This window comes from Sinorhizobium mexicanum (assembly GCF_013488225.1).
Lineage (GTDB): Bacteria > Pseudomonadota > Alphaproteobacteria > Rhizobiales > Rhizobiaceae > Sinorhizobium > Sinorhizobium mexicanum.
In genome coordinates this window covers 3,059,314-3,081,267 of record NZ_CP041238.1, presented here as the reverse complement: position 1 = coordinate 3,081,267, position 21,954 = coordinate 3,059,314, and the positions used below count along the sequence as shown (strand labels likewise).

At 63.1% G+C, this 21,954-nt stretch carries 20 protein-coding genes and 1 riboswitch; of the genes, 11 read left to right on the top strand and 9 right to left on the bottom strand.

The features are described from left to right. The first annotated feature begins 63 nt into the window (after positions 1-63). Positions 64-1,377, top strand: coding sequence for a glucoamylase family protein (locus FKV68_RS14580; RefSeq protein ID WP_180938516.1), 1,314 nt, complete (start codon positions 64-66; stop codon positions 1,375-1,377). A gap of 16 nt (positions 1,378-1,393) precedes the next feature. Then, positions 1,394-2,245, top strand: a complete 852-nt coding sequence (locus FKV68_RS14575; RefSeq protein WP_180938515.1) for an IucA/IucC family C-terminal-domain containing protein — start codon at positions 1,394-1,396, stop codon at positions 2,243-2,245. A gap of 88 nt (positions 2,246-2,333) precedes the next feature. Here the strand turns inward: FKV68_RS14575 and FKV68_RS14570 are convergent, their stop codons facing one another. The 3 genes from FKV68_RS14570 to FKV68_RS14560 form a co-directional block, all read right to left on the bottom strand. Further along, complete coding sequence (locus FKV68_RS14570) at positions 2,334-3,122, bottom strand: CbtA family protein (protein ID WP_180938514.1); 789 nt, start codon at positions 3,120-3,122, stop codon at positions 2,334-2,336. A 338-nt stretch (positions 3,123-3,460) separates the two neighbouring features. Then, positions 3,461-3,637 carry a CbtB domain-containing protein gene (locus FKV68_RS14565; RefSeq protein ID WP_136506572.1) on the bottom strand — a complete coding sequence of 59 codons (177 nt, stop codon included), beginning with the start codon at positions 3,635-3,637 and terminating at the stop codon, positions 3,461-3,463. A gap of 42 nt (positions 3,638-3,679) precedes the next feature. Beyond that, positions 3,680-3,944, bottom strand: a riboswitch (cobalamin riboswitch). 40 nt (positions 3,945-3,984) lie between these two features. Next, on the bottom strand, positions 3,985-4,635 hold the full coding sequence (locus FKV68_RS14560; protein WP_180938513.1) for a TetR/AcrR family transcriptional regulator: 651 nt from the start codon (positions 4,633-4,635) through the stop codon (positions 3,985-3,987). Between the two features lie 112 nt (positions 4,636-4,747). On the opposite strand from FKV68_RS14560, the gene FKV68_RS14555 reads away from it, so the two are divergent. Beyond that, entirely contained in the window at positions 4,748-5,224 is a 477-nt protein-coding gene (locus tag FKV68_RS14555; RefSeq protein WP_180938512.1) for an anthrone oxygenase family protein, read from the top strand. Between the two features lie 19 nt (positions 5,225-5,243). Here the strand turns inward: FKV68_RS14555 and FKV68_RS14550 are convergent, their stop codons facing one another. Then, entirely contained in the window at positions 5,244-6,035 is a 792-nt protein-coding gene (locus tag FKV68_RS14550; protein WP_180938511.1) for a crotonase/enoyl-CoA hydratase family protein, read from the bottom strand. 76 nt (positions 6,036-6,111) lie between these two features. On the opposite strand from FKV68_RS14550, the gene FKV68_RS14545 reads away from it, so the two are divergent. Continuing rightward, a complete protein-coding gene (locus FKV68_RS14545) occupies positions 6,112-6,699 on the top strand; it encodes a TetR/AcrR family transcriptional regulator (RefSeq protein WP_180938510.1) in 588 nt (195 codons plus the stop codon). A 115-nt stretch (positions 6,700-6,814) separates the two neighbouring features. Continuing rightward, positions 6,815-7,186, top strand: coding sequence for a VOC family protein (locus tag FKV68_RS14540; protein WP_180938509.1), 372 nt, complete (start codon positions 6,815-6,817; stop codon positions 7,184-7,186). A 7-nt stretch (positions 7,187-7,193) separates the two neighbouring features. On the opposite strand, the gene FKV68_RS14535 is transcribed toward FKV68_RS14540, so the two are convergent. After that, positions 7,194-8,477, bottom strand: coding sequence for a cystathionine gamma-synthase family protein (locus FKV68_RS14535; RefSeq protein ID WP_180938508.1), 1,284 nt, complete (start codon positions 8,475-8,477; stop codon positions 7,194-7,196). Positions 8,478-8,707: 230 nt separating this feature from the next. On the opposite strand from FKV68_RS14535, the gene FKV68_RS14530 reads away from it, so the two are divergent. Both FKV68_RS14530 and FKV68_RS14525 read left to right on the top strand, forming a co-directional pair. Continuing rightward, positions 8,708-9,166 (top strand): Lrp/AsnC family transcriptional regulator, encoded by a 459-nt coding sequence (locus FKV68_RS14530; RefSeq protein ID WP_153440780.1) that lies wholly within the window; start codon positions 8,708-8,710, stop codon positions 9,164-9,166. 221 nt (positions 9,167-9,387) lie between these two features. Next, a complete protein-coding gene (locus tag FKV68_RS14525) occupies positions 9,388-11,070 on the top strand; it encodes an alpha/beta hydrolase (protein WP_180938507.1) in 1,683 nt (560 codons plus the stop codon). Between the two features lie 179 nt (positions 11,071-11,249). Here FKV68_RS14525 and FKV68_RS14520 read toward each other — a convergent pair whose 3' ends face one another. Continuing rightward, a complete protein-coding gene (locus FKV68_RS14520; RefSeq protein ID WP_180938506.1) occupies positions 11,250-12,101 on the bottom strand; it encodes a LysR family transcriptional regulator in 852 nt (283 codons plus the stop codon). Between the two features lie 126 nt (positions 12,102-12,227). Between FKV68_RS14520 and FKV68_RS14515 the strand changes: the two genes are divergently transcribed. From FKV68_RS14515 to FKV68_RS14505, 3 genes are all read left to right on the top strand, one after another. Next, a complete protein-coding gene (locus FKV68_RS14515; protein WP_180938505.1) occupies positions 12,228-14,675 on the top strand; it encodes a GcvT family protein in 2,448 nt (815 codons plus the stop codon). A 4-nt stretch (positions 14,676-14,679) separates the two neighbouring features. Next, a complete protein-coding gene (locus FKV68_RS14510; protein WP_180938504.1) occupies positions 14,680-17,127 on the top strand; it encodes a GcvT family protein in 2,448 nt (815 codons plus the stop codon). A gap of 191 nt (positions 17,128-17,318) precedes the next feature. After that, the gene (locus FKV68_RS14505; RefSeq protein WP_180938503.1) at positions 17,319-18,863 is read left to right on the top strand and encodes a trimethylamine methyltransferase family protein; all 1,545 of its coding nucleotides are present in this window, start codon (positions 17,319-17,321) and stop codon (positions 18,861-18,863) included. 54 nt (positions 18,864-18,917) lie between these two features. Here the strand turns inward: FKV68_RS14505 and FKV68_RS14500 are convergent, their stop codons facing one another. After that, complete coding sequence (locus FKV68_RS14500) at positions 18,918-19,361, bottom strand: Lrp/AsnC family transcriptional regulator (RefSeq protein ID WP_245181308.1); 444 nt, start codon at positions 19,359-19,361, stop codon at positions 18,918-18,920. Positions 19,362-19,475: 114 nt separating this feature from the next. Here FKV68_RS14500 and FKV68_RS14495 point away from each other — a divergent pair, with 114 nt between their 5' ends. Next, positions 19,476-20,060, top strand: a complete 585-nt coding sequence (locus FKV68_RS14495; RefSeq protein ID WP_180938501.1) for a cysteine hydrolase family protein — start codon at positions 19,476-19,478, stop codon at positions 20,058-20,060. 89 nt (positions 20,061-20,149) lie between these two features. Here FKV68_RS14495 and FKV68_RS14490 read toward each other — a convergent pair whose 3' ends face one another. Further along, positions 20,150-20,668, bottom strand: coding sequence for a hypothetical protein (locus FKV68_RS14490; protein ID WP_180938500.1), 519 nt, complete (start codon positions 20,666-20,668; stop codon positions 20,150-20,152). A 155-nt stretch (positions 20,669-20,823) separates the two neighbouring features. Beyond that, positions 20,824-21,939, bottom strand: a complete 1,116-nt coding sequence (locus tag FKV68_RS14485; protein ID WP_180941517.1) for an ABC transporter substrate-binding protein — start codon at positions 21,937-21,939, stop codon at positions 20,824-20,826. Positions 21,940-21,954 lie beyond the last annotated feature (15 nt).

The following is a 21,954-nucleotide window of genomic DNA, read 5'->3' as shown; positions in this document are numbered from 1 at the left end:
GCGGCGCTGTAGATATCGCTGACGCAGCCGGCACGAACGCTGTGCGCCAGACGGGACATGGGGATGCTTCAATCCAGGTCAAATACGGACATCATGCGGATCGATCGGTTGCAACGCGCTGCGTTCGGCTATTTTCTCCGATATTCCGATGCCGGGACGGGTCTCGTAGCGGACACATCGCGGGAGGGGTCGCCATCGAGCGTCGCCGCCACAGGCTTCGGCCTTGCCTGCTATCCGGTCGCGGTCGAGCGTGGCTGGATCAGCCGTGCCGAGGCTGCGCGTCGCGTGCTGACGGTTTTGCGTTTTCTCGCGGCCAGCAGGCAGGCAAGTGATAGGCGCGCGACAGGCTACCGTGGCCTCTACTATCATTTCCTCGATATGCGCACCGGCGAGCGCAGCTGGAACTGCGAGCTTTCGACGATGGACAGCGCGCTGCTCTTTGCTGGGATGTTGACGGCGGCTGCCTATTTCGCGGAGCGCAGGCAAGTCGAGACGGAGGTCCGCAGCCTTTCCGAACGGCTCTTCGAGCGGGCGGACTGGGCATGGGCGCTCAATCGTGGCGACACGCTGACGATGGGCTGGCGGCCGCCTGGTCGCTTTCTCAGGCATCGCTGGCGCGGATATAGCGAGGCGCTGTTGCTCTATGCGTTGGCGCTTGCCGCGCCGCGCCACGCGATCGCGCCCGAGAATTACGACGCCTTCACCGCGGCTCATGAGTGGCTGTCGATCGGAGGCGCCGGGCACCTTCATGCAGGCGCGCTTTTCATCCACCTCTTTCCTCATTCCTGGATCGATTTTCGCGCCATTCGCGATGCTGCGATGCGCAAGGCGGGGAGCGACTACTTTGAAAATACCCGTCGCGCGATTGCGTTCCAGCGCTCGCATGCAGAGGAAAATCCTGGCGCCTTCGCTGGCTATTGCCGCGACCTCTGGGGCTTCAGCGCCTGCCACGCGCCGAAGGGCCGGCTGCGGCTTCGTGACGGCCGCTGGCAAAGAATGCTCGGCTACGCGGCACGCGGCGCGCCCTTCGGAGCCGACGACGGGACACTCGTGCCCTGGGCGCCGCTTGCCTGCCTGCCCTTCGAGCCGGAGGCCAGCCTTGGCGGCCTCGACCACCTGCTTTCCCGTTATCCGGCGCTGCTCAGCGATGACCGCCTTCCAGGTGGTTTCAATCCGAGCTTGCCAGGCGAGGGCCCAGAAGGTTGGGTGGACGACAGGGTCGTCGGACTTGACCAGGGCCTGGTGGTCATGTTGATCGAGAACTGGAGGAGCGGATTGCTCTGGGATATCACACGCAGCACCCCTGCCTTTGGTTGCGGACTGCGCCGGGCCGGTTTCGAGGGTGGCTGGCTGTCGGCGGGCGGCCCGCAAGTCTGAGCGCGACGGAGACGGAATGGACAAGGCGCCGAAGTTGGAGCCGGAAGACGCCCAGGGCGAGGGGGAGGCGAGGGCCGCGGTCGCCTGGTTCGAAGCCGCGTTTCCCGAGGTTGCCTGCTCGCTGATCTTGAACGAGGACGTGCGACTGCCGTCGGCATTCTGGGCCGAGGGATCGCGCGATCTGGAGACCTGTCTTGCCTATCAGGACCGTTTCGCCGCCGGGATGGACGACAAGGTGCGGGCGGCGCATCTCATCGCCTTCTATAGCCATCAGCTCAGCCTCGCGGCCACCGCCATCTATCTCTGCTGCGGTCGTGTCCCGCACGTGACTGGGCTACGCTTCGAGCACTACGTGCGTCCGCGCGAGGCGGGCGCCGTTGACGCCGGACGATTTCATTTTTGTATGCGACTTAAGGAAGTCTCCAGCAGCGAACCAGAGGATGCCGACAGGCTTTTTCACGATCTCTTTGTCGCTCATCTGAAGCCGGTCATCGCTCATCTGAAGCGGCGCTGCGGCCTGTCGCTGCGCGCGCAATGGCGGCTTGCGGCCGACGGTCTGGCCGGTGCCTTTCTCGAAGTCGGACGACGGCGCGGAACGGAGGCAGAGGCGATCGCACAGGCGCTGGCGATCGTCAAGCGTGCGGGGTCACCGCTCCATTCCGAGGCGCTTTGCTATGAGACGATCGGTGTTGCCGCGGCGGATGGGACAGATCTTTCGCGGACCTACAGGATACGCGGCGGGTGCTGCCTCTACTATCGCACCGACGGCGGCAGCTATTGCGACAGCTGCGTGCTGCTCGACCCCGAGGCTCGACGCGAACGGCTGCGGGCGCATTTGCTCGGGGCTGCTTGCGATCGGACAGGGTGAGTGTTTGACCCTTGTCCGCCTGACGCTCACCTTCTCCCCGTGGGACGGGGAGAAGGCTTTTTCGAGCGATGCCTTGATCCGGTCTTCGTTAGTGCGCCTTGACGAACCGGTCGTTGATGAAGCCGGATACCACCCCTAGCACGAGCCAGAAGGCGAGCGTGGTCGCGAGTGCCGCAACGGCGAACTCGGCGCCGAGGACGGCGGGCACGTTGCTGGAGATGTCGAGCGGCTGCGGTGCGCCGTAGAACTGCGGCGCGGCGATGAGCACGAGACCCGCGATCTTGGCGACCAGTTCGCGGCGCAGCGCCAGCAGATAGAGGCCGGCTGCCGAGAACAGCACGGTCGCAGCCCACCAGACCTGCCGGTCGCCGAGCTCGGCCGCCGGGAAGCCCGGCAGTTCGGGCGGAAGCCCGACCGCCGGCAGCAAGTGGACGGCGAGCCATCCGCAGGCGCCCCAGAGCGCCCCGTTCGCGAGCGTGATCGGATAGCCGATCACGAGGCTGACGCCGGCGAGCAGCAGCGAAAATCCGGCGCCGGTCACGAGATTGGCGAGAAGCGTGCCGGAGAAGCGGCTCAAGCCGAACATGATGCCGCCTTCCTCGTGCTCGCCCTCATGCTCATGCGCATAGGCCGGCGTAACCGGCGAGAGCAGGGAAAGCAGCGCGCCGACGGGTGACACGCCGTCCAGCGACGAATGCTGGTCGTGACCAGCGGCCGCGGGCTCCTGCGTTGTCGGCTGATCCGCCGACGGCGCTTCGCCCTCGTATTTCTCGGCGTGCAGGATCAGCGGCACGACGCGTATTTCCTGAGCGGCGGTCATGAAGACGCCGGCAATCAGCCCGGCCACGATCGCGGCCAGAAGTGTCTTGACGATCATTGTCGATATTCCTCAATCCGGCGCGCGGCTGCCCCGACGCGCAGCGCGTCATTCAAGACACGCGACCGCCGCGCAAACGCCACAGCTGGCGCCATTTCCACTTTCCATGGATGCAAAACGCCGGCGGAGCACGTCGGAGCACATGCCCAACGGCAAGCATGCCCGCGTGCTATACGCCGCAGCAACGATCCGCTCTTGTTCGAGATGGAACGCCTGCTGCATGTTTCCTCAAAGCGTAGCCGATCCAAGGATAAAAACATGCAGCAATTCAAAGTGCTACAGCGTCCTTTGCGCGTCCGATAAGACGCGCGGCGCCGTAGTGCGTTCCATGGCATCGATCAGTGGCAGGGGAAGCCGTAGGAATGGCGGGTGTCGTGCGCCGTGTCGTGCAAAACGGCCGAATTTGCGAGGCCTGCACCGAAGACGAGGAAGGCGCCGATCAACAGGGCGGAGATGCCTGCGACCAGACGATCGTTGAGGGAGAGCGAAATGCTCGAAGCTGTAGACGTAGCCATGACAACCTCCGTGATGGCGTGGGACGTTTCCCGGGTTGGGCACTATGCCCGCATCGCTTGGCAGGTTTCCTGGCTCACGGCGTCAGGTGGTTTTCACCAAGGATTTGCCTCGCCTTCCCAGGATCGAACCGCCCTCGCGGTCTTTCCCAGTGGCTTCTTCCGGATCGCTCCGGAACGGCAAATTCACGCCGCTCTACAGTCGCGGGGTCGGCCGTGATTAAGATGCCCAGCTTGGGTCCATCCGTCACGTTCCCATTTACTCCCGAAACGCGTTCGCTTTCCGGGAACCAATCGATCCCAGATGATTAGGATCGGTCGCGGGCGATGTCAATTGAACTTGCGTCGTCTCAAGTTGCATCCGCGACAATTTCGCGAAGGATCATGTGCTTGAAGGCGGCGACGATGCGGTCCCCCTCGGACCTGTCGACCGAGACTGCGAGCCTCATCGTGCATTCGCCAAGGTGCATGATGAGTAAGGCGGCGTCCTCGATCCTCTGGCGTGGTGTTTCCGGCCGAACCCTTGCCCAGGTTTTGGCAAGCAGGCGCCCATTCGCCCGGCTTTCGGCGAGTTCGATTTTGCGCAGGGCCTTGTCCGCCTGCATCGCCGACCAGATGTCGCGCATCACCGGTTCGGCGAGAAACATATCGTAGTAGGTATCGACGAGCGCGGAAAAGGCGCTACGCAACTCGGCGAGCGTGGCGACTTTGGCGAACTCGCTCGCGATGCAGTCCCGGCTGGCGGCGTTGTAACGTTCGGCAAGAGTGTGCACGATCGCCGCCTTGTCGGGAAAATACTGGTAGAGCGACCCGATGGAGATGCCGGCCATCTCCGCAACCTCGCTCATGCGCATGGCGTCGCTGCCCTTTCCCTCGATCAACGTTCTGGCGCAGGAAAGGATGTGCTCGACACGCTCGCGGCTGCGCTTCTGGCTCGGCGTGCGGCGGAGGCTTGGTTGTTCTTCGGTTGGTCCCGCGGCCGGATTAGGCTCTTCAGTCATGAGTATCGCTCACATTTTCACTTGACTCGCAAAATACGAGGATTTATCACATTTGCAAATATGAGGAATGCTCATATTCGCCAGTAGTCGCCGATATCTGGAGTGTTGTGCGATGGTCGCCCTGATTCCCGCCCTGGCTTTCGCCGCTGTCATCGGCTCCGGCCTGATGGCCGGTCTGTTCTTCATCTTCTCCGTCTGCATCATGCAGGCCTTGTCGCGGTTGCCGCCCGAGCAGGGAATCGCCGCGATGAATGCCATCAATGAGGTGATCCAGAATCCGATCTTTCTCACTGCTTTCATGGGAACGGCACTTGTGGGGTTGATCCTCGTCGCCTCGGCCTTCTTTTCTGGAGGGCAGGGTAGCTGGCTGCTGGCGGCAGGCGGCGTTGCCTATGTCGTCGGAACACTGCTGGTGACGATCGTCTTCAATGTGCCGTTGAACGATGCGCTTGCGGCCGCGTCAGGAGAGGCGGCTCAAGAGATCTGGCAGAAGCGATACCTGACAGATTGGGTCTGGTGGAACCACGTCCGGACATTCGCCTCGATCGCAGCGCTGGCGCTCTTCGTGCTCGGCTTCGCGCGAAGCTAGTGCAGCGCTCTTAACGGCGTCAGCGTCCGGTGTAGTGCGGCTCGCGCCATTCTTTCCAGGCTGCAAGGCCCTCGGCGAGATCATGGCTCGGTATCATGCGTGCGAATTGTTCGCTCTCGTTCATCAGGCCTTCGCCGATCGCCATGTTGAGGCCGCGTGTGACCGCGGTGATGATCGCGGCGATCGCAAGGGGCGAGTGTCGCGTGATCCGTGCGGCCAGCGCGCGGGCGGAAGCGATGAGGTCGTCGTGTGGCACGATCGTGTTGACGAGCCCGAGCTCGAGCGCCCGGTTCGCGGAAAACTCGTCTCCAGTCAGAAGCAACTCGAGCGCGCGCTTGCGGCCGGCGAGGCGCGGAAGACGCTGGGTACCGCCGAAGGTCGGCGGCATGGCCAGCTTGATCTCCGGCTTGGCAAAACGGGCCCGTTCGCTGGCGATCGCGAGATGCACGGCTTCGGTGATCTCGCAGCCGCCGCCATAGGCAAGGCCGTTGACGGCTGCGATCACCGGCTTCGGATAGGCTTCCAGCCGGGCGGTGAGCCTTTGCCCGCGCCGCACGAAATCGCGAACGGCCGCGTTTGCGCCCTGCGCCACGCTGTTGGAAAATTGATGGATGTCGCCGCCGGCCGAAAAGGCGCGTTCTCCGGCGCCGGTGAGGATGACCGCCTGGACGGTGTCGTCCACCTCGATCAGGTCGAGGAGGTGAAGGAGCCGGTCGATCAGTTCGTAGCTTAACGCGTTGAGTTTTTCCGGCCGATTGAGGGTGAGCAGCGCGACGCCGTCGGCGGCATCGAAAAGCACTGTATCGGACATGGCTATCTCCCGTGGTCTTGACGGAAGCAGGCTAGGCGAACGATAACCGGATGTATATTTACTAGTCGGTATACCTATGACGACCCCTTCCACCCGCGACCGTATCGTTTCTGCCGCAGCCAGGCTTTTCTACGCGGAGGGCATTCGCGCCGTCAGCGTCGACGCGGTAGCGGAAGCCGCCGGCGTCACGAAGCGCACGCTCTACTATCATTTCGACAGCAAGGATGAGTTGATCGCCGCCTATCTCGAGGGGCGCGACCAGCCAAACCTCAGGCTCTTCCAGAAATGGTTTGCCGAAACCGAGGGCGACGTCGCCACGAGGGTGGACGGAATCTTCCGCAATCTCGCCCGTGCCGCGCGCCATCCAAAGTGGAAAGGCTGCGGCTTCCTGCGCACCTCCGCCGAACTGGCGAATATGCCGGGGCATCCGGCGATGCGCATCGGGGCCGCACACAAGAAGAAATTCGAGAACTGGCTACGGCAGTGCCTCGAAGAGGAGGGCATCGACGGCGCAGACATGCTTGCGCGTCAGGTCCTGCTGCTCCTCGATGGCAGTTTCGCCGTCGTTTTGCTCCATCGCGATCCTAGCTATATGGAGACGGCGGGGATGGCGGCGGCATCGCTGATCACACTCGCGCGGTCTAGAGTGCCGGGCGTTCAATGAACGCCCAAAGGATGCTCTAGAACTTTGGATCTAAAGCATCTTTCTGCTTTAGTGACTCTACTTGAAAGCGGGATACTTTAGCCGGTGACGAATGCCGGCGAAACGGGAGGGGAGCATGGCAGTCCGACGCATCGTGTCCAATCTTCAGACGTCCGATCCGCCGCGTGCGCGCGCTTTCTATACCGACCTCCTCGGCCTCGAGGTGGTGATGGATCATGGGTGGATCCTCACCTTTGCAGCGAAAGGCGGCTCCGCCATGCCGCAGGTGAGCTTCGCCATCGAGGGTGGATCGGGAACGCCGGTGCCGGCGCTCTCGATCGAGGTGGATGACGTGGACGAGGTCTATCAACGCGCGAAACGCGCCGATATCGTCTACGATATCACTGACGAGCCTTGGGGCGTGCGCCGGTTCTTTCTGCGCGACCCGTTCGGCAACATCGTCAACATCCTGTCGCATTCAGCGGAGCTCAAATCGCGCCCCGCCTAGACAAACGTCACACGGTCGTCAGGGCATTGGCGACGTCGGCGACGAGATCGTCCGGATGCTCGATGCCGATCGACAGGCGGATGGTCGACTCAAGCACGCCGATCCGCTGGCGCACCTCGATCGGCACGCCGGAATGGGTCATCGCGGCCGGATGGCTCGCAAGCGATTCCGTGCCGCCGAGGCTGACGGCGAGCTTGAAGATCTGCAGCGCGTTGAGGAAGCGGAAAGCGGCGTCCTGGCCGCCGGCGATGTCGAAGGAGAAGGTCGAGCCGGCGCCGGTCGACTGGGCGGCGAAGACGCGCCCGACCGGTGAGGCTTCGTCATGGAAGGGGAGGTAGTGGATCCGCTCGACCTTCGGATGGTCGCGCAGGAACTCGGCGACGATGCGGGCATTGTCATTCGCCCTGTGCATGCGGACGGCCAGCGTTTCCAGCGAGCGGCCGAGCATCCAGCAGGAGTGCGGATCAAGCTGCGTGCCAATCGCGCCGCGTAGCGCCTTGATCTGCTTGATGATCGCCTTCGAGCCAAGCACAGCGCCAGCGATGAGGTCGGAGTGGCCGCCGATATATTTGGTCAGCGAGTAGAGAGAGACGTCGGCGCCGTGATCGAGCGGGTGCTGGAAGACCGGGCCAAGCAGCGTGTTGTCACAGACGACTATCGGCCGGTGCCCCTGTCTTTCGCCGATCGTCTCGGCAACGCGGCGGATCATGGCGATGTCGACGAGGCTGTTGGTCGGGTTGGCGGGTGTCTCGACGAGGATGACGGCGACGCGTCCCTTGTTCATCGCCTCGTCCGCCGCGCCCCTAACGGCCGTCTCGTCGACTCCGTCGGCGAAGCCGACTGCCGAGACGTTGAGATTCAGGAAGGTCTTGGCGAGCAGCGTTTCGGTGCCGCCGTAAAGCGGCTGCGAATGCAGGATGGCGTCACCCGGGCGCACGAAGGCGAGCAGCGTCGTCGCGATTGCCGCCATGCCGGAGGAGAAGACGGCGCCGCTTTCGGCCCGTTCAAAGACAGTCAGCCGGTCCTCGACGATCTCGCTGTTCGGGTGGTTGAAGCGGGAATAGACGAGACCCGCTCCGACCCCCGCAGGCGGTTCGCGCCGCCCCGAAACGAAATCGAAGAAATCGCGGCCTTCCTCGGCCGAGCGGAAAACGAAAGTCGAAGTCAGGAAGACCGGCGGTTTGACCGCGCCCTCCGAGAGCTCCGGATCGTAACCATAGTTCAGCATGAGGGTTTCGGGGTGCAGCTTGTGGTTGCCGATATGGGTCTTGGAAGGATGCGGCGCGGTCATGGCTTTTCTCCTCGAACGAAGCGGATTCGACTACAGCGCCGCGAGTCTCGTCAGACGCGCAAGGGACGCTGTAGCACTTTAAATTGGCTGCATGTTTTTGTCCTTAAATCGCCTACGATTTCAGGAAACATGCAGTAACAGCCAAATTATATCAGACGCTTGGACCGATCCTTGCTATTTGCGATCACTTCGCTTTGATGAGCGCAAATATTTGCCGGAACCGAAGAGATATGACGCAGAAAATTGCCGATGAAATGGATCGCCGGATTCTGAAGGAACTGCTGGCCGACGCCAGGATCACCAACAATGAACTCGCAGAGCGCGTCGGGCTGTCGGCGTCGCCCTGCCTCAGGCGCCTGCGGCGGCTGGAGGAAAGCGGTGTCATCCGTGGCTATACAGCGCTCGTCGATCCGGCGATCGAAGGCTGGACGATGACGGCGATCGCGACCGTCCGGCTCAGCCGCCAGCACGAGGACGAAATAGTGATGTTCGAGGAGGCGATCCGCGGCTGGGACGAGGTGCTCGAATGCCACCTTGTCACCGGCTCGCGCGACTATGTTCTGAAGGTGATGAGTGCGGGGCTCGAACAATATGAGCGTTTCATCAAGGAAAAGATCGCCCGGTTGAAATGCGTCGCTTCGATCGAGACGAGTTTCGTGATGAACACGATCAAGGAGCGGCGGATCTAGAGCATCCTGCTTTCAAGTGGAATCACTGAAAGCAGGATGCTCTAGATTCAAATTACGAGAGCGTCCTTTGCGCGTTCGTTTGAACGCGCGGCGCTCTGGGCTGCCCTCGCGCCTTTTGGCGGCAACAATTGACTGCAAGAGACAGCAGGGCGACATTGCTCTCTGCGCGTGTCGCTCGCGGCGGACATTCCGGTGGTAGTGCCTGTAGAGTGGAGGGTCGCATGGAACACCTTCAACGGACGGACATGTCGAGGCCGCGGCTTTCAAGCCATCCTGCGGGCCTCTGGGGTCCGTTTTCCACGACCGGGCTGCTCGTCGGCGTGCTGTTCTTCGCCGTTTCGCTCACACCGAGCCTCATTCCGCGGCCTTACTTGATCCAGGGAACGATATCCGGCTTCTCGCTCGCGGCCGGTTATGCAATCGGCGTGCTGATGCGCTGGCTCTGGTCCTTTTTCGAGCTTCCCGACGCCTCGCCGCGGCGTCAACACACGCTGAAGATCGTGGCGGGGCTCGTCTGCGCTGCGGCAGTCGCGGTGTTCCTGTGGCAGACCGCGGGATGGCAGAACACCGTCCGCAATATCATGGGTCTCGAACCGATCGAGACGGCGGAACCCTTGAAGCTCGGTCTCATCGCAGCGTCGGGCTTTGTCGTGCTCGTCTTTCTGGCGCGGCTGTTCCGGCTGACATTCCAGTTTCTCTCGCGCATGCTGGAACGTCTCGTCACGCGCCCTATCGCAAGGGCGATCGGCGGGCTCGCAGCCATTGCACTTTTCTGGTCCGTCGCCGATGGCCTGATCTTCAGGTTCGCATTGCGTGCCGCCGACAGTTCCTTTCAGAGCCTCGATGCCTATATCGACGCCGAGGTGCCGCCTCCGTCGGATCCGGCCAAGACGGGCAGCGCCGCATCGCTGGTCAACTGGGATGAGCTTGGGCGGCGGGGCCGAGAGTTTATCGCCTCCGGCCCTACGGGTGCCGAGATCGGCGGCTTCTTCGGCGGTCAGGCGCGGGAACCGGTCCGGGTCTATGTGGGGCTGAATTCTGCCGACTCCGCGAGGGAGCGGGCGAAGCTTGCCCTCGAAGAGCTGAAGCGCGCCGGCGGTTTCGAACGCAAGTCGCTGATCGTCGTCGTTCCAACCGGCACCGGCTGGGTCGATCCGGCGGCACTCGATCCCGTTGAGTACCTGCTGCACGGCGATGTCGCGAGCGTTGCGGTCCAATATTCCTATCTCTCGAGCTGGCTGTCGCTGCTGGTCGAGCCGGGCTACGGCGCCGATGCTGCCAATGCGCTGTTCGACGAGGTCTACAACTACTGGAGGACGCTGCCGAAGGACCAGCGGCCGAAGCTCTATCTCCACGGCCTGAGTCTTGGTGCGATGAACTCGCAAGGGTCGGTTGATCTGTTCGACGTCATAAGTGATCCCTTTCAGGGCGCGCTCTGGAGCGGGCCTCCTTTCACGAGCGAGCTGTGGCAATCGGTGACGGCGGATCGCGATCCTGCGTCCCCGGTCTGGCTGCCGCGCTACCGGGACAGTTCGATCATCCGTTTCACGCACCAGCAGAATGCGCTTGAGATTCCGGGCGCCAGTTGGGGGGCGATGCGGATCGTTTATCTGCAATATGCGAGCGACCCGGTGACGTTTTTCGATCCCCATGCCTTCTATCGCGAGCCGCAATGGATGAAAGCGCCGCGGGGGCCTGATGTCTCGCCTGCGCTAAGCTGGTTTCCAGTGGTGACCGGACTGCAGCTTCTCGCCGACATTGCTTTGGCGACGACGTCGCCGATCGGTTACGGCCATGTCTATGCGCCGGAGCACTATATCGATGCCTGGATGGCGGTGACCGATCCACCGGCGGTCACACCCGAAGATGTCACGCGGCTGAAGGCGCAATTCAAGGAGCGATGAGCGACCCCGGCTTCACCGGCATTCGCCCCTCATCCGCCTGCCGGCACCTTCTCCCCGCCTGCGGGGAGAAGGGATAAGCCGCGCCGCTTTCAGTCCCCTGTCCCCGCGAGCGGGGAGAGGGCTAGGGTGAGGGGCAATCTCCGCAGCAACTCCGGCGTCAGTCCTGTTTGATTGACGCGCTAAAGATCAAACAGCAGACCCTCGATCGCACCGATGATCTTGCGGTGCTGATGCGCATGGCGGGTGCGGAGGCTGGTTGCCGCGTAGATGGCCTGTGGGATGACCGGCGCGTCGGCGACCGTTGTGGCAGCGCCGTTTTCTGAGAGCCGCTCGGCGGTGGCCTTCGTTACATAGGCGGCCCCGCCTAGCGCGCGAAGCAGGCCGGTGATCGCCATGTTCTGCCCGGCGGAAAGCGGCGCGGCGGAGAGGTGCGGCAGGGCGAGGCGATGGGCGCGGTCGAAGGCAGGCGAATAGCTGGAGCGGATGTAGGACGCGGGTTTCACGCCGGCTATGTCGCAGGGTTGCGTGCTGACCAGTATGTAATGCAGTTCGCCGATCCGTTCATAGTGAAGATCGGGCAGATAGTGGGGCGTATAGAGGATCGCGAGGTCAAGCTCCCCGGCCGCGAGATCGCGGTTCATCTGGTTGGAATAATCCGCCTCCATGTAGATTTCGGTCTGCGGCAGCTCGCGACGGATGGCGGCCAGCCAATCGCCGGCAAGGCTCTCGGCGAGATCGTGCTGGATGCCGAGCCGCATCGAACGCTCGAAGGCGCCGGCACTGGCGACCGCGCGCGTTGCTTCATGCCATTGATTTTGAAGTGCTTTGGCGTAGTCGAGGAAACGCAGGCCTGAAGCCGTCGGCACCGTGCCGCCCTTGCTGCGGGTAAAAAGCTTCCGGTTGAACTGCGCCTCCAGCGCCTTCACGCGATGCGAAACGGTCGACTGGGTGATGTTCAGCCGCTCGGCCGTGCGGTTGAAGCTCCGCGTTTCCATCAGGTCCAGAAATGTCTCAATCAGTTCAACTTGCATCTTTGCGACACGCCGCCTCCAAAGTGCGGTGAATCTAATCGAAATCTTCGATCAATAATACCTCGTTCCGCTGCTTGATGGCCTTATTTTCCTCGTCAAATATCCACTCAAAAGAGGGAACTACGCATGTCGAATTTGCCGTCTCACGCGCGCGTCGTGATCATCGGCGGGGGAGCGGTTGGCGCCTCCTCGCTCTATCATCTTGCCAAGGCCGGCTGGACCGACTGCGTGCTTCTGGAAAAAAACGAGCTGACCGCGGGCTCGACCTGGCATGCGGCCGGCAATGTGCCGACCTTCTCGTCGTCCTGGTCGATCATGAACATGCAGCGCTATTCGGCCTCGCTCTATCGCGAGCTGGGGGCGCTGGTCGATTATCCGATGAACTATCACGTCACCGGGTCGATCCGCCTCGGTCATTCGAAGGAACGGCTGCAGGAGTTCAAGCGCGTCGTAGGCATGGGCCGCTACCAGGGCACGGATCTCGACATCCTGACGCCGGACGAGATGCGCGGCCGTTATCCTTTCCTCGAAACCCACGAGCTGACCGGCGCGCTCTACGATCCCTATGACGGCGATATCGACCCCGCGCAGCTGACCCAGGCGCTCGCCAAGGGCGCGCGCGACATGGGCGCGAAGATCATCCGCTTCTGTCCCGTGACCGGAGCACGGCGCGAAAACGACGAATGGGTGATCTCGACGCCGCAAGGGGAGATCCGCTGCGAGTACGTCGTCAACGCCGCCGGGTATTATGCCCGCGAAGTCGGCAAGATGTTCGGCCGCGACGTGCCGATGATGGTGATGAGCCATCAATATATTCTCTTCGACGAGATCCCGGAGCTTGCCGCCTGGTCGAAGGAGGCGGGGCACAAGCTGCCGCTGCTCCGCGATGTCGATTCGTCCTATTATCTCCGGCAGGAGAAATACGGCATGAATCTCGGGCCTTACGAGAAGAACTGCCGGGCGCACTGGACGAGGCCGGATGATCCGATGCCGGAGGATTTTTCCTTCCAGCTTTTCCCGGACGACCTCGACCGGCTCGAATGGTATCTGAACGATGCGGTCGAGCGCGTGCCGATGCTCGGCACGGCGGGCCTGTCGCGCGTCATCAACGGGCCGATCCCCTATGCGCCGGACGGCAACCCGCTGATCGGGCCGATGCCCGGCGTGCCGAATGCTTTCGAGGCCTGCGTCTTCACCTTCGGCATCTGCCAGGCGGGCGGGGCCGGCAAGGTGCTCGCCGAATGGGTGACGGAAGGCCAGACGGAATGGGACATGTGGTCCTGCGATCCGCGCCGCTACACCAACTTTACCGACCAGGACTATTGCATCGCCAAGGGCATGGAGATCTACGGCCACGAATACGCGATGCATTTCCCGAAGCATTACTGGCCGGCGGGGCGCGGCAAGAAGCTGTCGCCGATCCACGACCGCATCGCCGCGCTCGGTGCCCAGTTCAAGCCCTATAACGGCTGGGAGCGCGCCATGTGGTACGCAAAACCCGGCGACGACACCTCCGAGGAAGCGACGCAGACCTGGGGCCGCGAGGGGCCATGGGCGAGGCGCATCGAGGAGGAGTGCCTGGCGGTGCGCGACGCGGCCGGCATCCTCGACCTGCCGGGCTTTTCGCGTTTCCGCGTCAAGGGCGAGGGCGCGCGTGAATGGCTGACGGGGCTGATCACCGGTCGCGTGCCGAAGCCGGGACGCATCGGCCTTGCCTATTTTGCCGACGACAAGGGGCGTATCGTCACGGAAATGTCGGTGATGGCGATCGAGGAGGACTTCTTCTTCCTGATCACGGCGGCGACGGCGCAATGGCATGATTTCGAATGGCTGCAGAAACACCGTCCGTCCGGTGCGGCCTTCACGCTTGACGATGTGACTGCGAATTTCTCCTGCCAGATCCTGACTGGCCCAAAATCGCGCGACATCCTCGCCGACGTTTCCGATGCCGACCTTTCGAAAGGTTGGCTCACGCATCAGACGGCGCAAATCGCCGGGCGTTACTGCCAACTCGTTCGGGTGTCCTTTGCAGGGGAGCTCGGCTGGGAAATCCACACGAAGGTGGACGACACGGCCGCGATCTTCGAGGCCGTATGGGCGGCCGGCCAGAAACACGGCCTCAGACCCTTCGGCATGGAGGCGCTCGACAGCCTGCGCATCGAAAAAGGCTACCGCGCCTGGAAGGGTGACTTGTCCACCGACTACACGGTCCTGCAGGGCGGGCTGGAGCGCTTCGTCGATTGGTCGAAGCCGGCATTCAAGGGCAAGGCGGCGCTGGAGCGCGAGAAGCAGCGGGGCGTCAGCAAACGCTTCGTCACCCTTACGGTCGAGGCAGGCGAATGCGACGCACCCTACATGTCGACGCTCTGGTCGGGCGGCGACGTCGTCGGCGAGACGACCTCCGGAAACTGGGGCTATCGCGTCGGCAAGTCGATCGCGCTTGGCATGCTGCGTGCCGATCTCGCCGTGCCGGGCCGGGAAATCGAGGTCGAGATTTTCGGCGAGCGCTTCAAGGCGGTGGTTCAGCCGGACCAGCCGCTCTGGGATCCCTCGAATGAAAGACTGAGAGACTGAGAGCATGACGAAACCTATTCCTGCAAAGGCCCGTGCGGTCATCATCGGCGGCGGTGTCTCCGGATGCTCGGTTGCCTATCACCTGTCGAAGCTTGGCTGGACGGACGTGGTGCTGCTCGAGCGCAAGCAGCTGACCTCGGGCACGACCTGGCATGCGGCCGGTCTGATCGGCCAGCTTCGCGCCTCGCAGAATATGACGCGGCTCGCGAAATATTCGGCCGACCTTTACGTCAAGCTCGAGGCCGAGACCGGCATCGCCACCGGCATGCGCCAGAACGGCTCGATCACTGTCGCGCTGACAGACGAGCGCAAGGAAGAGATCTACCGCCAGGCCTCCCTCGCCCGCGCCTTCAACGTCGACGTTCGCGAGATCACGCCGGACGAGGTGAAGGCGATGTATCCGCATCTCAACACTTCGGATGTCAGGGCGGCGGTGCATCTTCCGCTCGACGGTCAGTGCGATCCGGCCAATATCGCCATGGCGCTTGCCAAGGGCGCACGCCAGAACGGCGCGACCATCATCGAGGGTGTGAAGGTCACGTCCGTTCTGAAGAAAGACGGCTGCGTGACTGGCGTCACCTGCGAGCAGAACGGCGAGAGCTTCACGATCGAGACCGAGAATGTCGTCAACTGCGCCGGCATGTGGGGCAGGGAGCTTGCCCGGCAGGTGGGCGTCACCGTGCCGCTGCACGCCTGCGAGCATTTCTACATAGTCACCGAGGCGATCGCGGACCTGAGCCGGTTGCCGGTGCTGCGCGTGCCGGACGAGTGTACCTACTACAAGGAAGATGCCGGCAAGATGCTCGTCGGCGCCTTCGAGCCCAAGGCCAAGCCCTGGGGGATGGACGGCATTCGCGAGGACTTCTGCTTCGACCAGTTGCCTGAGGACTTCGACCATTTCGCACCGATCCTCGAAATGGCGGTCAATCGCATGCCGATGCTGGAAACGGCAGGCATCCACACCTTCTTCAACGGTCCCGAGAGCTTTACGCCTGATGACCGCTATTATCTCGGCGAGGCGCCGGAAGTGAAAGGCTACTGGGTTGCCGCCGGCTACAACTCGATCGGCATCGTTTCCTCCGGCGGCGCCGGCATGGCGCTGGCGCAATGGATGAATGACGGCGAGCCGCCGTTCGACCTCTGGGAAGTCGATATCCGCCGCGCGCAGCCATTCCAGAAGAACCGCAGCTACCTCAAGGAGCGCGTGTCTGAAACGCTCGGCCTGCTCTACGCCGATCACTTCCCCTATCGCCAGATGGCGACCGCGCGCGGCGTCCGTCGTTCGCCCCTCCATGAACATCTGAAAGCCCGCGGCGCTGTTTTCGGTGAAGTGGCGGGCTGGGAGCGTGCGAACTGGTTCGCAAGGGACGGGCAGGAGCGCGAGTACCGCTATTCCTGGAAACGCCAGAACTGGTTCGAAAACCAGAGGGCCGAGCATCTCGCCGTTCGCGGCGGCGTCGGCCTTTTCGACATGACGTCGTTCGGCAAGATCCGGGTCGAAGGGCGAGACGCCCTCGCGTTCCTGCAGCGGCTCTGCTCAAACGAGATGAATGTCGAGCCAGGCCGGATCGTCTACACGCAGATGCTGAATGCGCGCGGCGGCATCGAGAGCGACCTCACCGTCACCCGCCTTTCGGAAACCGCCTTCTTCCTCGTCGTGCCCGGCGCGACGCTGCAGCGCGACCTCGCCTGGCTGCGCAAGCATGTTCGGGATGAATTCGTGGTGATCACCGATGTCACGGCGGCCGAGAGCGTGCTTTGCGTGATGGGACCGACGGCTCGCGCGCTGATGCAGAAGGTGAGTCCAAACGACTTTTCCAATCAGGCGCATCCGTTCGGTACCGCGCGCGAAATCGAGATCGGCATGGGGCTCGCCCGCGCCCACCGCGTTACCTATGTCGGCGAGCTCGGCTGGGAGCTCTATGTCTCGACCGACCAGGTGGCCCATGTGTTCGAAGCGCTGGAAGCCGCAGGCGGCGGCGTCGGCCTCAAGCTTTGCGGCTTGCATACGCTCGACAGCTGCCGCATCGAGAAGGCGTTCCGGCATTTTGGACACGACATCACCGACGAGGACCATGTGCTGGAAGCCGGCCTCGGCTTTGCGGTGAAGCCCGAGAAGGGCGATTTTATCGGCCGTGCGGCCGTGCTTGCCAAAGGGAACAAGGGGTTGTCGCGCCGGCTCGTACAGTTTCGGCTTGCCGATCCGGAGCCACTGCTCTTCCACAACGAAGCGATTGTCCGCAACGGTGAGATCGTCGGCACGATTACGTCCGGCAACTACGGCCACCACCTCGGCGGCGCGATCGGGCTCGGCTATGTGCCTTGCGAGGGCGAGAGCGCCGCGGATGTGCTGGCGTCACGCTACGAGATCGAGATTGCCGGAACGCGGGTCAGGGCGGAGGTTTCGCTGAAGCCGATGTACGACCCGAAGGCGGAGCGGGTGCGGATGTAAACGTCGTCGAGAATGACGCCGAGAGCCGAAGAGGCCCGACGCCGAACTGCCCCTCACCCTAACCCTCTCCCCGTAGGCGGGGAGACGGGACGAGCGTGAGCCGCAAATTCCCTTCTCCCCGTCAGAACGAGGAGAAGGTTCCGGCAGGCGGATGAGGGGCAAGTAGCAAGACGGCCCATGGGAGATGAATGATGGCTGAGGAATGCGCAGTTGCGGTTTCGAGACGGTCCGGAGGACGGGCAGCGCGCATGGCGCTTCGCTCCGCGCCGCTTGCCGAGAACATTCGGCCGGTGCGGCCGGGGCTGGCCGGCGGGCAGTACAAGCCGCTGAGCGAGGCGAACGTCAGGCGCATCCATGAAGCGGCCCTCGATGCGCTGGAAGAGATCGGTCTTGCCAACGCGCCGAAATCCGGCATCGAGATCATGACCGGTGCCGGCGCCATCCTCGGCGATGACGGGCGCATTCGCTTTCCCCGCGCGCTGGTCGAGGACATGCTGGCCATTGCCGCCCGCGACATCACGCTCCATGCCCGCGATTCGAAGCAGGATCTCGAGCTTAGCGGCACGCGGGTCTACTACGGCACCGCCGGCGCGGCGGTTCATGTTGTCGACGTCGAGAAGCGGGAATACCGGGAATCGACCGCGAAGGACCTCTTGAACGCAGCCCAACTCGTCCACCATCTCGACAATGTCCACTTCTTCCAGCGGGCAATGGTCTGCCGTGACATTCCCGACAATTTCCTGATGGACGTCAACACGCTCTATGCCTGTTGCGCCGGGACAACGAAACATGTCGGCACAAGCTTTTCCGATCCGTCGCATGTCGAGGGTTGTTTCGATCTCATCCATATGATCGCCGGGGGCGAGGACAAGTGGCGGGCACGGCCTTTCGTCTCCAATTCCAACTGCTTCGTCGTGCCGCCGATGAAATTCGCCGAGGAAAGCTGCGTCACCATGGAGAAATGTATCCGTGGCGGTATGCCGATCCTCCTGCTTTCCGCCGGGCAGGCGGGGGCGACCGCTCCGGCGCCGCTTGCGACTGCGATCGTGCAGGCGGTTGCCGAATGTTTGGCGGGTGTCGTCTATGTCAATGCCATGTCTCCCGGCCACCCGGCTGTCTTCGGCACCTGGCCCTTCGTATCGGATTTGAGGACCGGCGCGATGTCAGGCGGCTCCGGCGAGCAGGCGCTGCTGACGGCCGGTTGCGCGCAGATGCATCAGTTCTACCGTCTACCGGGCGGGGCTGCCGCCGGCATCGCGGATGCGAAGCTGCCGGACATGCAGGCGGGCTGGGAGCAGGCGATCTCCAACGTGATGGCTGGGCTTTCCGGCCTCAACATGGTCTACGAAGCCGTCGGCATGCATGCCTCGCTCCTCGGTTTCTGCCTGGAATCGCTGGTGCTCGGCGATGACATGCTCGGCCAGGTGCAGCGCTGCATCCGCGGGATCGACGTAAGCGAGGATTCGGTTTCCCTTGAAACCATGCGCTCCGTCTGCCTCGACGGCCCCGGCCACTATCTCGGCCACCCGCAGACGCTTGGCCTCATGCAGACGGAATACATCTATCCGGCGGTCGCCGATCGCACGAGCCCGAAGGAATGGGTGGAGATCGGCCGTCCGGATCTCGTCGCGCGTGCGATCGAGAGGAAGAATCGCATTCTCGCGGAGGCGGCATCTTCGGTGATCGCACCGGAGATCGACCGGGCGATCCGTGAAAAGTTCAAGATCTATTGCTGACGGCAATGCAAGAGCGGTTCCGCCTTCGTGCTTGAGGCAGAACCGCTCGCGCGTTCAGGTTCGGCGGTCGAAGTGCGTCTTGAGCGTCACATGCGTCTGAACAGTGGCGACACCCGGGATCGTGGCGATCCGCCGCCGGATCGTGTCGAGGTCGCCGTTGGAATCGCACTCGACGAGCAGCATCAGATCCGTTGCGCCCGCGAGCGACCAGCAACTGACAACATGAGGCATGCCGGAAAGATGCGGCACCACATGGTCGCAGTTCTTGCCGGGCTGAAAGGCGACCGCGACGAGCGCGCGCACGACCGGCGACCTGTCCTCCTGACCGAGGCGGATCGTGTAACCGGCAACGACACCCTTCGTCTCGAGCCGCCGCAGCCGCTCATGCGTGGCGCTTCGGGAAAGGCCGGCATGGCGGGCAAGCGCCACGAGGCTCTGGCGTGAATCCTGGCGCAAAGCGGCGATCAATAGCCGGTCTTTTTCATCGAGTTCGGTCAAATCGTCGTCCCCTGCCGGTCTCGCCGGACGAATGTCCGGACCGGGCAACATCATGCTCAGTGAAACCGGACGATAGGGCAGTTATCGTTCAGGAACAACGAAGGAGCCTCATCCATGAACAGCTTGAAATTGCCCGATAATGCCGTCCTGATACCGATCGATTTGCAGCAGGCCTTTGATGCGGCGCCATGGCCGCCGCGCTGGAATGACCGCGTGGACGAAAACGGGCTCGCGCTTCTCGCAGCATGGCGTTCCGCCAAGCGGCCGATCATCCATGTGCGGCACGACAGCGTCGAGGAGGGCTCGACGCTGCGTCCGGAACGGCCGGGTAATGCATTCCGCCCGGGTTTCGGGCCGAAGGGCGAGGAACCGCTGGTCACAAAGAGCGTGAACGCCGCCTTTATCGGCACCGACCTCGACTTGCGGCTCCGGCGTCTCGGCGCCGATACCGTCGTGCTCTTCGGCATCTCCACGGACATGTGTGTTTCGACCTCGGTACGGGTCGGCGCCAACATGGGATATCGCGTGATCCTCGTGGAGGATGCTTGCGATTGTTTCGATCTGGCAGACGGCGCGGGTGGCGTGATTTCTGCGCGGGATATCCATCGCGCGCATATCGCGACGCTGCGGGCGGAATTCGCTTCGGTCGTGACGACAGGCGAGCTGCTCGCGGCGCTCGGCGGCGCTGCGGCGGCGTGATTGCGAGGGCTGGCGGGGCGGGCGCCTGTGGCTCCCGCTCTCTAACTCTTTGAAACTACGAAATTCCAGGCGGAAAAACCGGAATTGCTCTAATGCGTCGGCGCGCCCCGCACTTGGCTCACCTCGTAGGTCCATTTCGGCGCGGTTGGCGGTTCTCCATCCCGGAACGGAAACGTAAGGAACGTCTCGAAGGGACGGCTCTGGCCGCCCGGCACGCGGACGAGGATGAGCGCCGTGTCGTCGCCGATCCGCTCGCAGGCTCGACCGGGGCAATCTTCGAGCGTGACGGTCAGCCGGAAATATTCGAGCGCCAGGGAGGAGCCGTTGTGAACGGTGCCGCGCACGCGGTAGCTCCGCTCGGACTGGTTGCGCTCGAAAGTGACGCCTTCGAGCGCAACGTCCGCGGCCGCGAGCCCGGCAGGGCGGGTTGGCTCAGGCGCCGACGCTTGCTGGTTGCCGCGGTCGCTCAACCAGATCACGAAGGCGACGATCAGCCCGAGCGCGACGGCAATTGACAGGATCAGCTCGGCCTGGCTGCGAAAGCGGCTGTATCGGGCCGCAAGATATACGATCGCGACGGCGACCAGCAGGACAATCAACCACAGCATGAAGCTCCTCCTCGCGGAACCTTATATGGGGTCGAACGCGACTGGCAATTACCAGTCGCGTCTATCCACGCCGAGGAAGGTGAATCGGAATAAGATGCTTGAAATCAAGGCGCTGGCACCTGTTGCCGCGCGCTCGTTCCCATGCGCCGGCCGTGCTATTTTCCGCTCTTCACGCTGATCCAGTAGCTGCCCTCGAAGGGAACCGCTGCGAAGCGCGTATTGATTTCGGCAAGGCTCGCCGCTGGATCGACATCCGGAAAAAGGTCCGGGCGCAGCCAGGAGGCGAAGGCTTCCGCCGCGAGGATGTTCAGCGGCACGGCATTGAAGAAATTCCAGAGGCCATGGACGCGCCCGTTGCGGACCGCCGCGATGCTGGTCATCACCGGCGTTCCGACCGCTTCCGCCAGGGTCCGCTCTGCGTCTTCCGCCTTCACGCCGGGGCCGATGGAGAAGCCGCTGTACTTTCCGCCCGGTGACGACGTGGCGATGTAGACCTCGGGATTTTCGGCCATGACCGCTTCCGCGTTGACCATGCCGCCTGGACGCGGCAGCTTTCCTTCGACGATGTTGCGGCTGCCGGTGATGCTTATGAATTCGCCGAGGCCGCCTACACCATAGGCCCAGCAACAGGCGGCTACACCGGGAAACGCCTCCATGAGCACGGTCGGTCCGGGTTCAGGGTGCTTCGCAACCCGCTCGCGGATGCGAGCGAGGCGCTCTTCGTAGAAGCGGGCGAAATCTTCGGCCTGGTGCTCCCGCTCAAAGATCTTGCCAAGCAGCCGCATGTTGCCGGCGGTATTCTTCAAGGGGTCGCCGTTGAAGTCGACCACCACCACCGGCACACCCACGCTCTCGAGATATTCGATCGCGCGCCTACCCGGTTCCGTATCGGCCTGCCAGTTGGCGAGGATCGCGAGGTCGGCCTTCAGCGTCAGTAGCGCCTCGAACGACAGGCCCGCTCCGCTGCCGTCATCAATCAACGGCACTTCTGCGAGCCGCGGGAACTTGCGGACGAAGCTTCCGTAGATTTCCGGGTTGTCGTTCTTCATGTCGCCCGACCAGCCGGCGAGGACGCTTACGGGATCCGGATGGATGAGCGAGAGCGCGACAAGGTTGAAGCCGCTACCGAGCAGAACCGCCTTGGGTGGAGCCGGTATCGTTACTTGCCGGCCGACGGCGTCAGTGATGGTCATCGGCCACTGGGTCTCCGCACGCGCGGCGAAGCAGAACACTGTCATCGACAGAAGCATGATGACCCGGATGATGGTCATAAGACCGACGTTGGG

Bases quoted from the DNA above. Each gene is read 5' to 3' on its own strand.
- FKV68_RS14580 (WP_180938516.1), top strand. From the start codon at position 64: ATGCTTCAATCCAGGTCAAATACGGACATCATGCGGATCGATCGGTTG.
- FKV68_RS14575 (WP_180938515.1), top strand. From the start codon at position 1,394: ATGGACAAGGCGCCGAAGTTGGAGCCGGAAGACGCCCAGGGCGAGGGG.
- FKV68_RS14570 (WP_180938514.1), bottom strand. From the start codon at position 3,122: ATGATCGTCAAGACACTTCTGGCCGCGATCGTGGCCGGGCTGATTGCC.
- FKV68_RS14565 (WP_136506572.1), bottom strand. From the start codon at position 3,637: ATGGCTACGTCTACAGCTTCGAGCATTTCGCTCTCCCTCAACGATCGT.
- FKV68_RS14560 (WP_180938513.1), bottom strand. From the start codon at position 4,635: ATGACTGAAGAGCCTAATCCGGCCGCGGGACCAACCGAAGAACAACCA.
- FKV68_RS14555 (WP_180938512.1), top strand. From the start codon at position 4,748: ATGGTCGCCCTGATTCCCGCCCTGGCTTTCGCCGCTGTCATCGGCTCC.
- FKV68_RS14550 (WP_180938511.1), bottom strand. From the start codon at position 6,035: ATGTCCGATACAGTGCTTTTCGATGCCGCCGACGGCGTCGCGCTGCTC.
- FKV68_RS14545 (WP_180938510.1), top strand. From the start codon at position 6,112: ATGACGACCCCTTCCACCCGCGACCGTATCGTTTCTGCCGCAGCCAGG.
- FKV68_RS14540 (WP_180938509.1), top strand. From the start codon at position 6,815: ATGGCAGTCCGACGCATCGTGTCCAATCTTCAGACGTCCGATCCGCCG.
- FKV68_RS14535 (WP_180938508.1), bottom strand. From the start codon at position 8,477: ATGACCGCGCCGCATCCTTCCAAGACCCATATCGGCAACCACAAGCTG.
- FKV68_RS14530 (WP_153440780.1), top strand. From the start codon at position 8,708: ATGACGCAGAAAATTGCCGATGAAATGGATCGCCGGATTCTGAAGGAA.
- FKV68_RS14525 (WP_180938507.1), top strand. From the start codon at position 9,388: ATGGAACACCTTCAACGGACGGACATGTCGAGGCCGCGGCTTTCAAGC.
- FKV68_RS14520 (WP_180938506.1), bottom strand. From the start codon at position 12,101: ATGCAAGTTGAACTGATTGAGACATTTCTGGACCTGATGGAAACGCGG.
- FKV68_RS14515 (WP_180938505.1), top strand. From the start codon at position 12,228: ATGTCGAATTTGCCGTCTCACGCGCGCGTCGTGATCATCGGCGGGGGA.
- FKV68_RS14510 (WP_180938504.1), top strand. From the start codon at position 14,680: ATGACGAAACCTATTCCTGCAAAGGCCCGTGCGGTCATCATCGGCGGC.
- FKV68_RS14505 (WP_180938503.1), top strand. From the start codon at position 17,319: ATGGCTGAGGAATGCGCAGTTGCGGTTTCGAGACGGTCCGGAGGACGG.
- FKV68_RS14495 (WP_180938501.1), top strand. From the start codon at position 19,476: ATGAACAGCTTGAAATTGCCCGATAATGCCGTCCTGATACCGATCGAT.
- FKV68_RS14490 (WP_180938500.1), bottom strand. From the start codon at position 20,668: ATGCTGTGGTTGATTGTCCTGCTGGTCGCCGTCGCGATCGTATATCTT.
- FKV68_RS14485 (WP_180941517.1), bottom strand. From the start codon at position 21,939: ATGACCATCATCCGGGTCATCATGCTTCTGTCGATGACAGTGTTCTGC.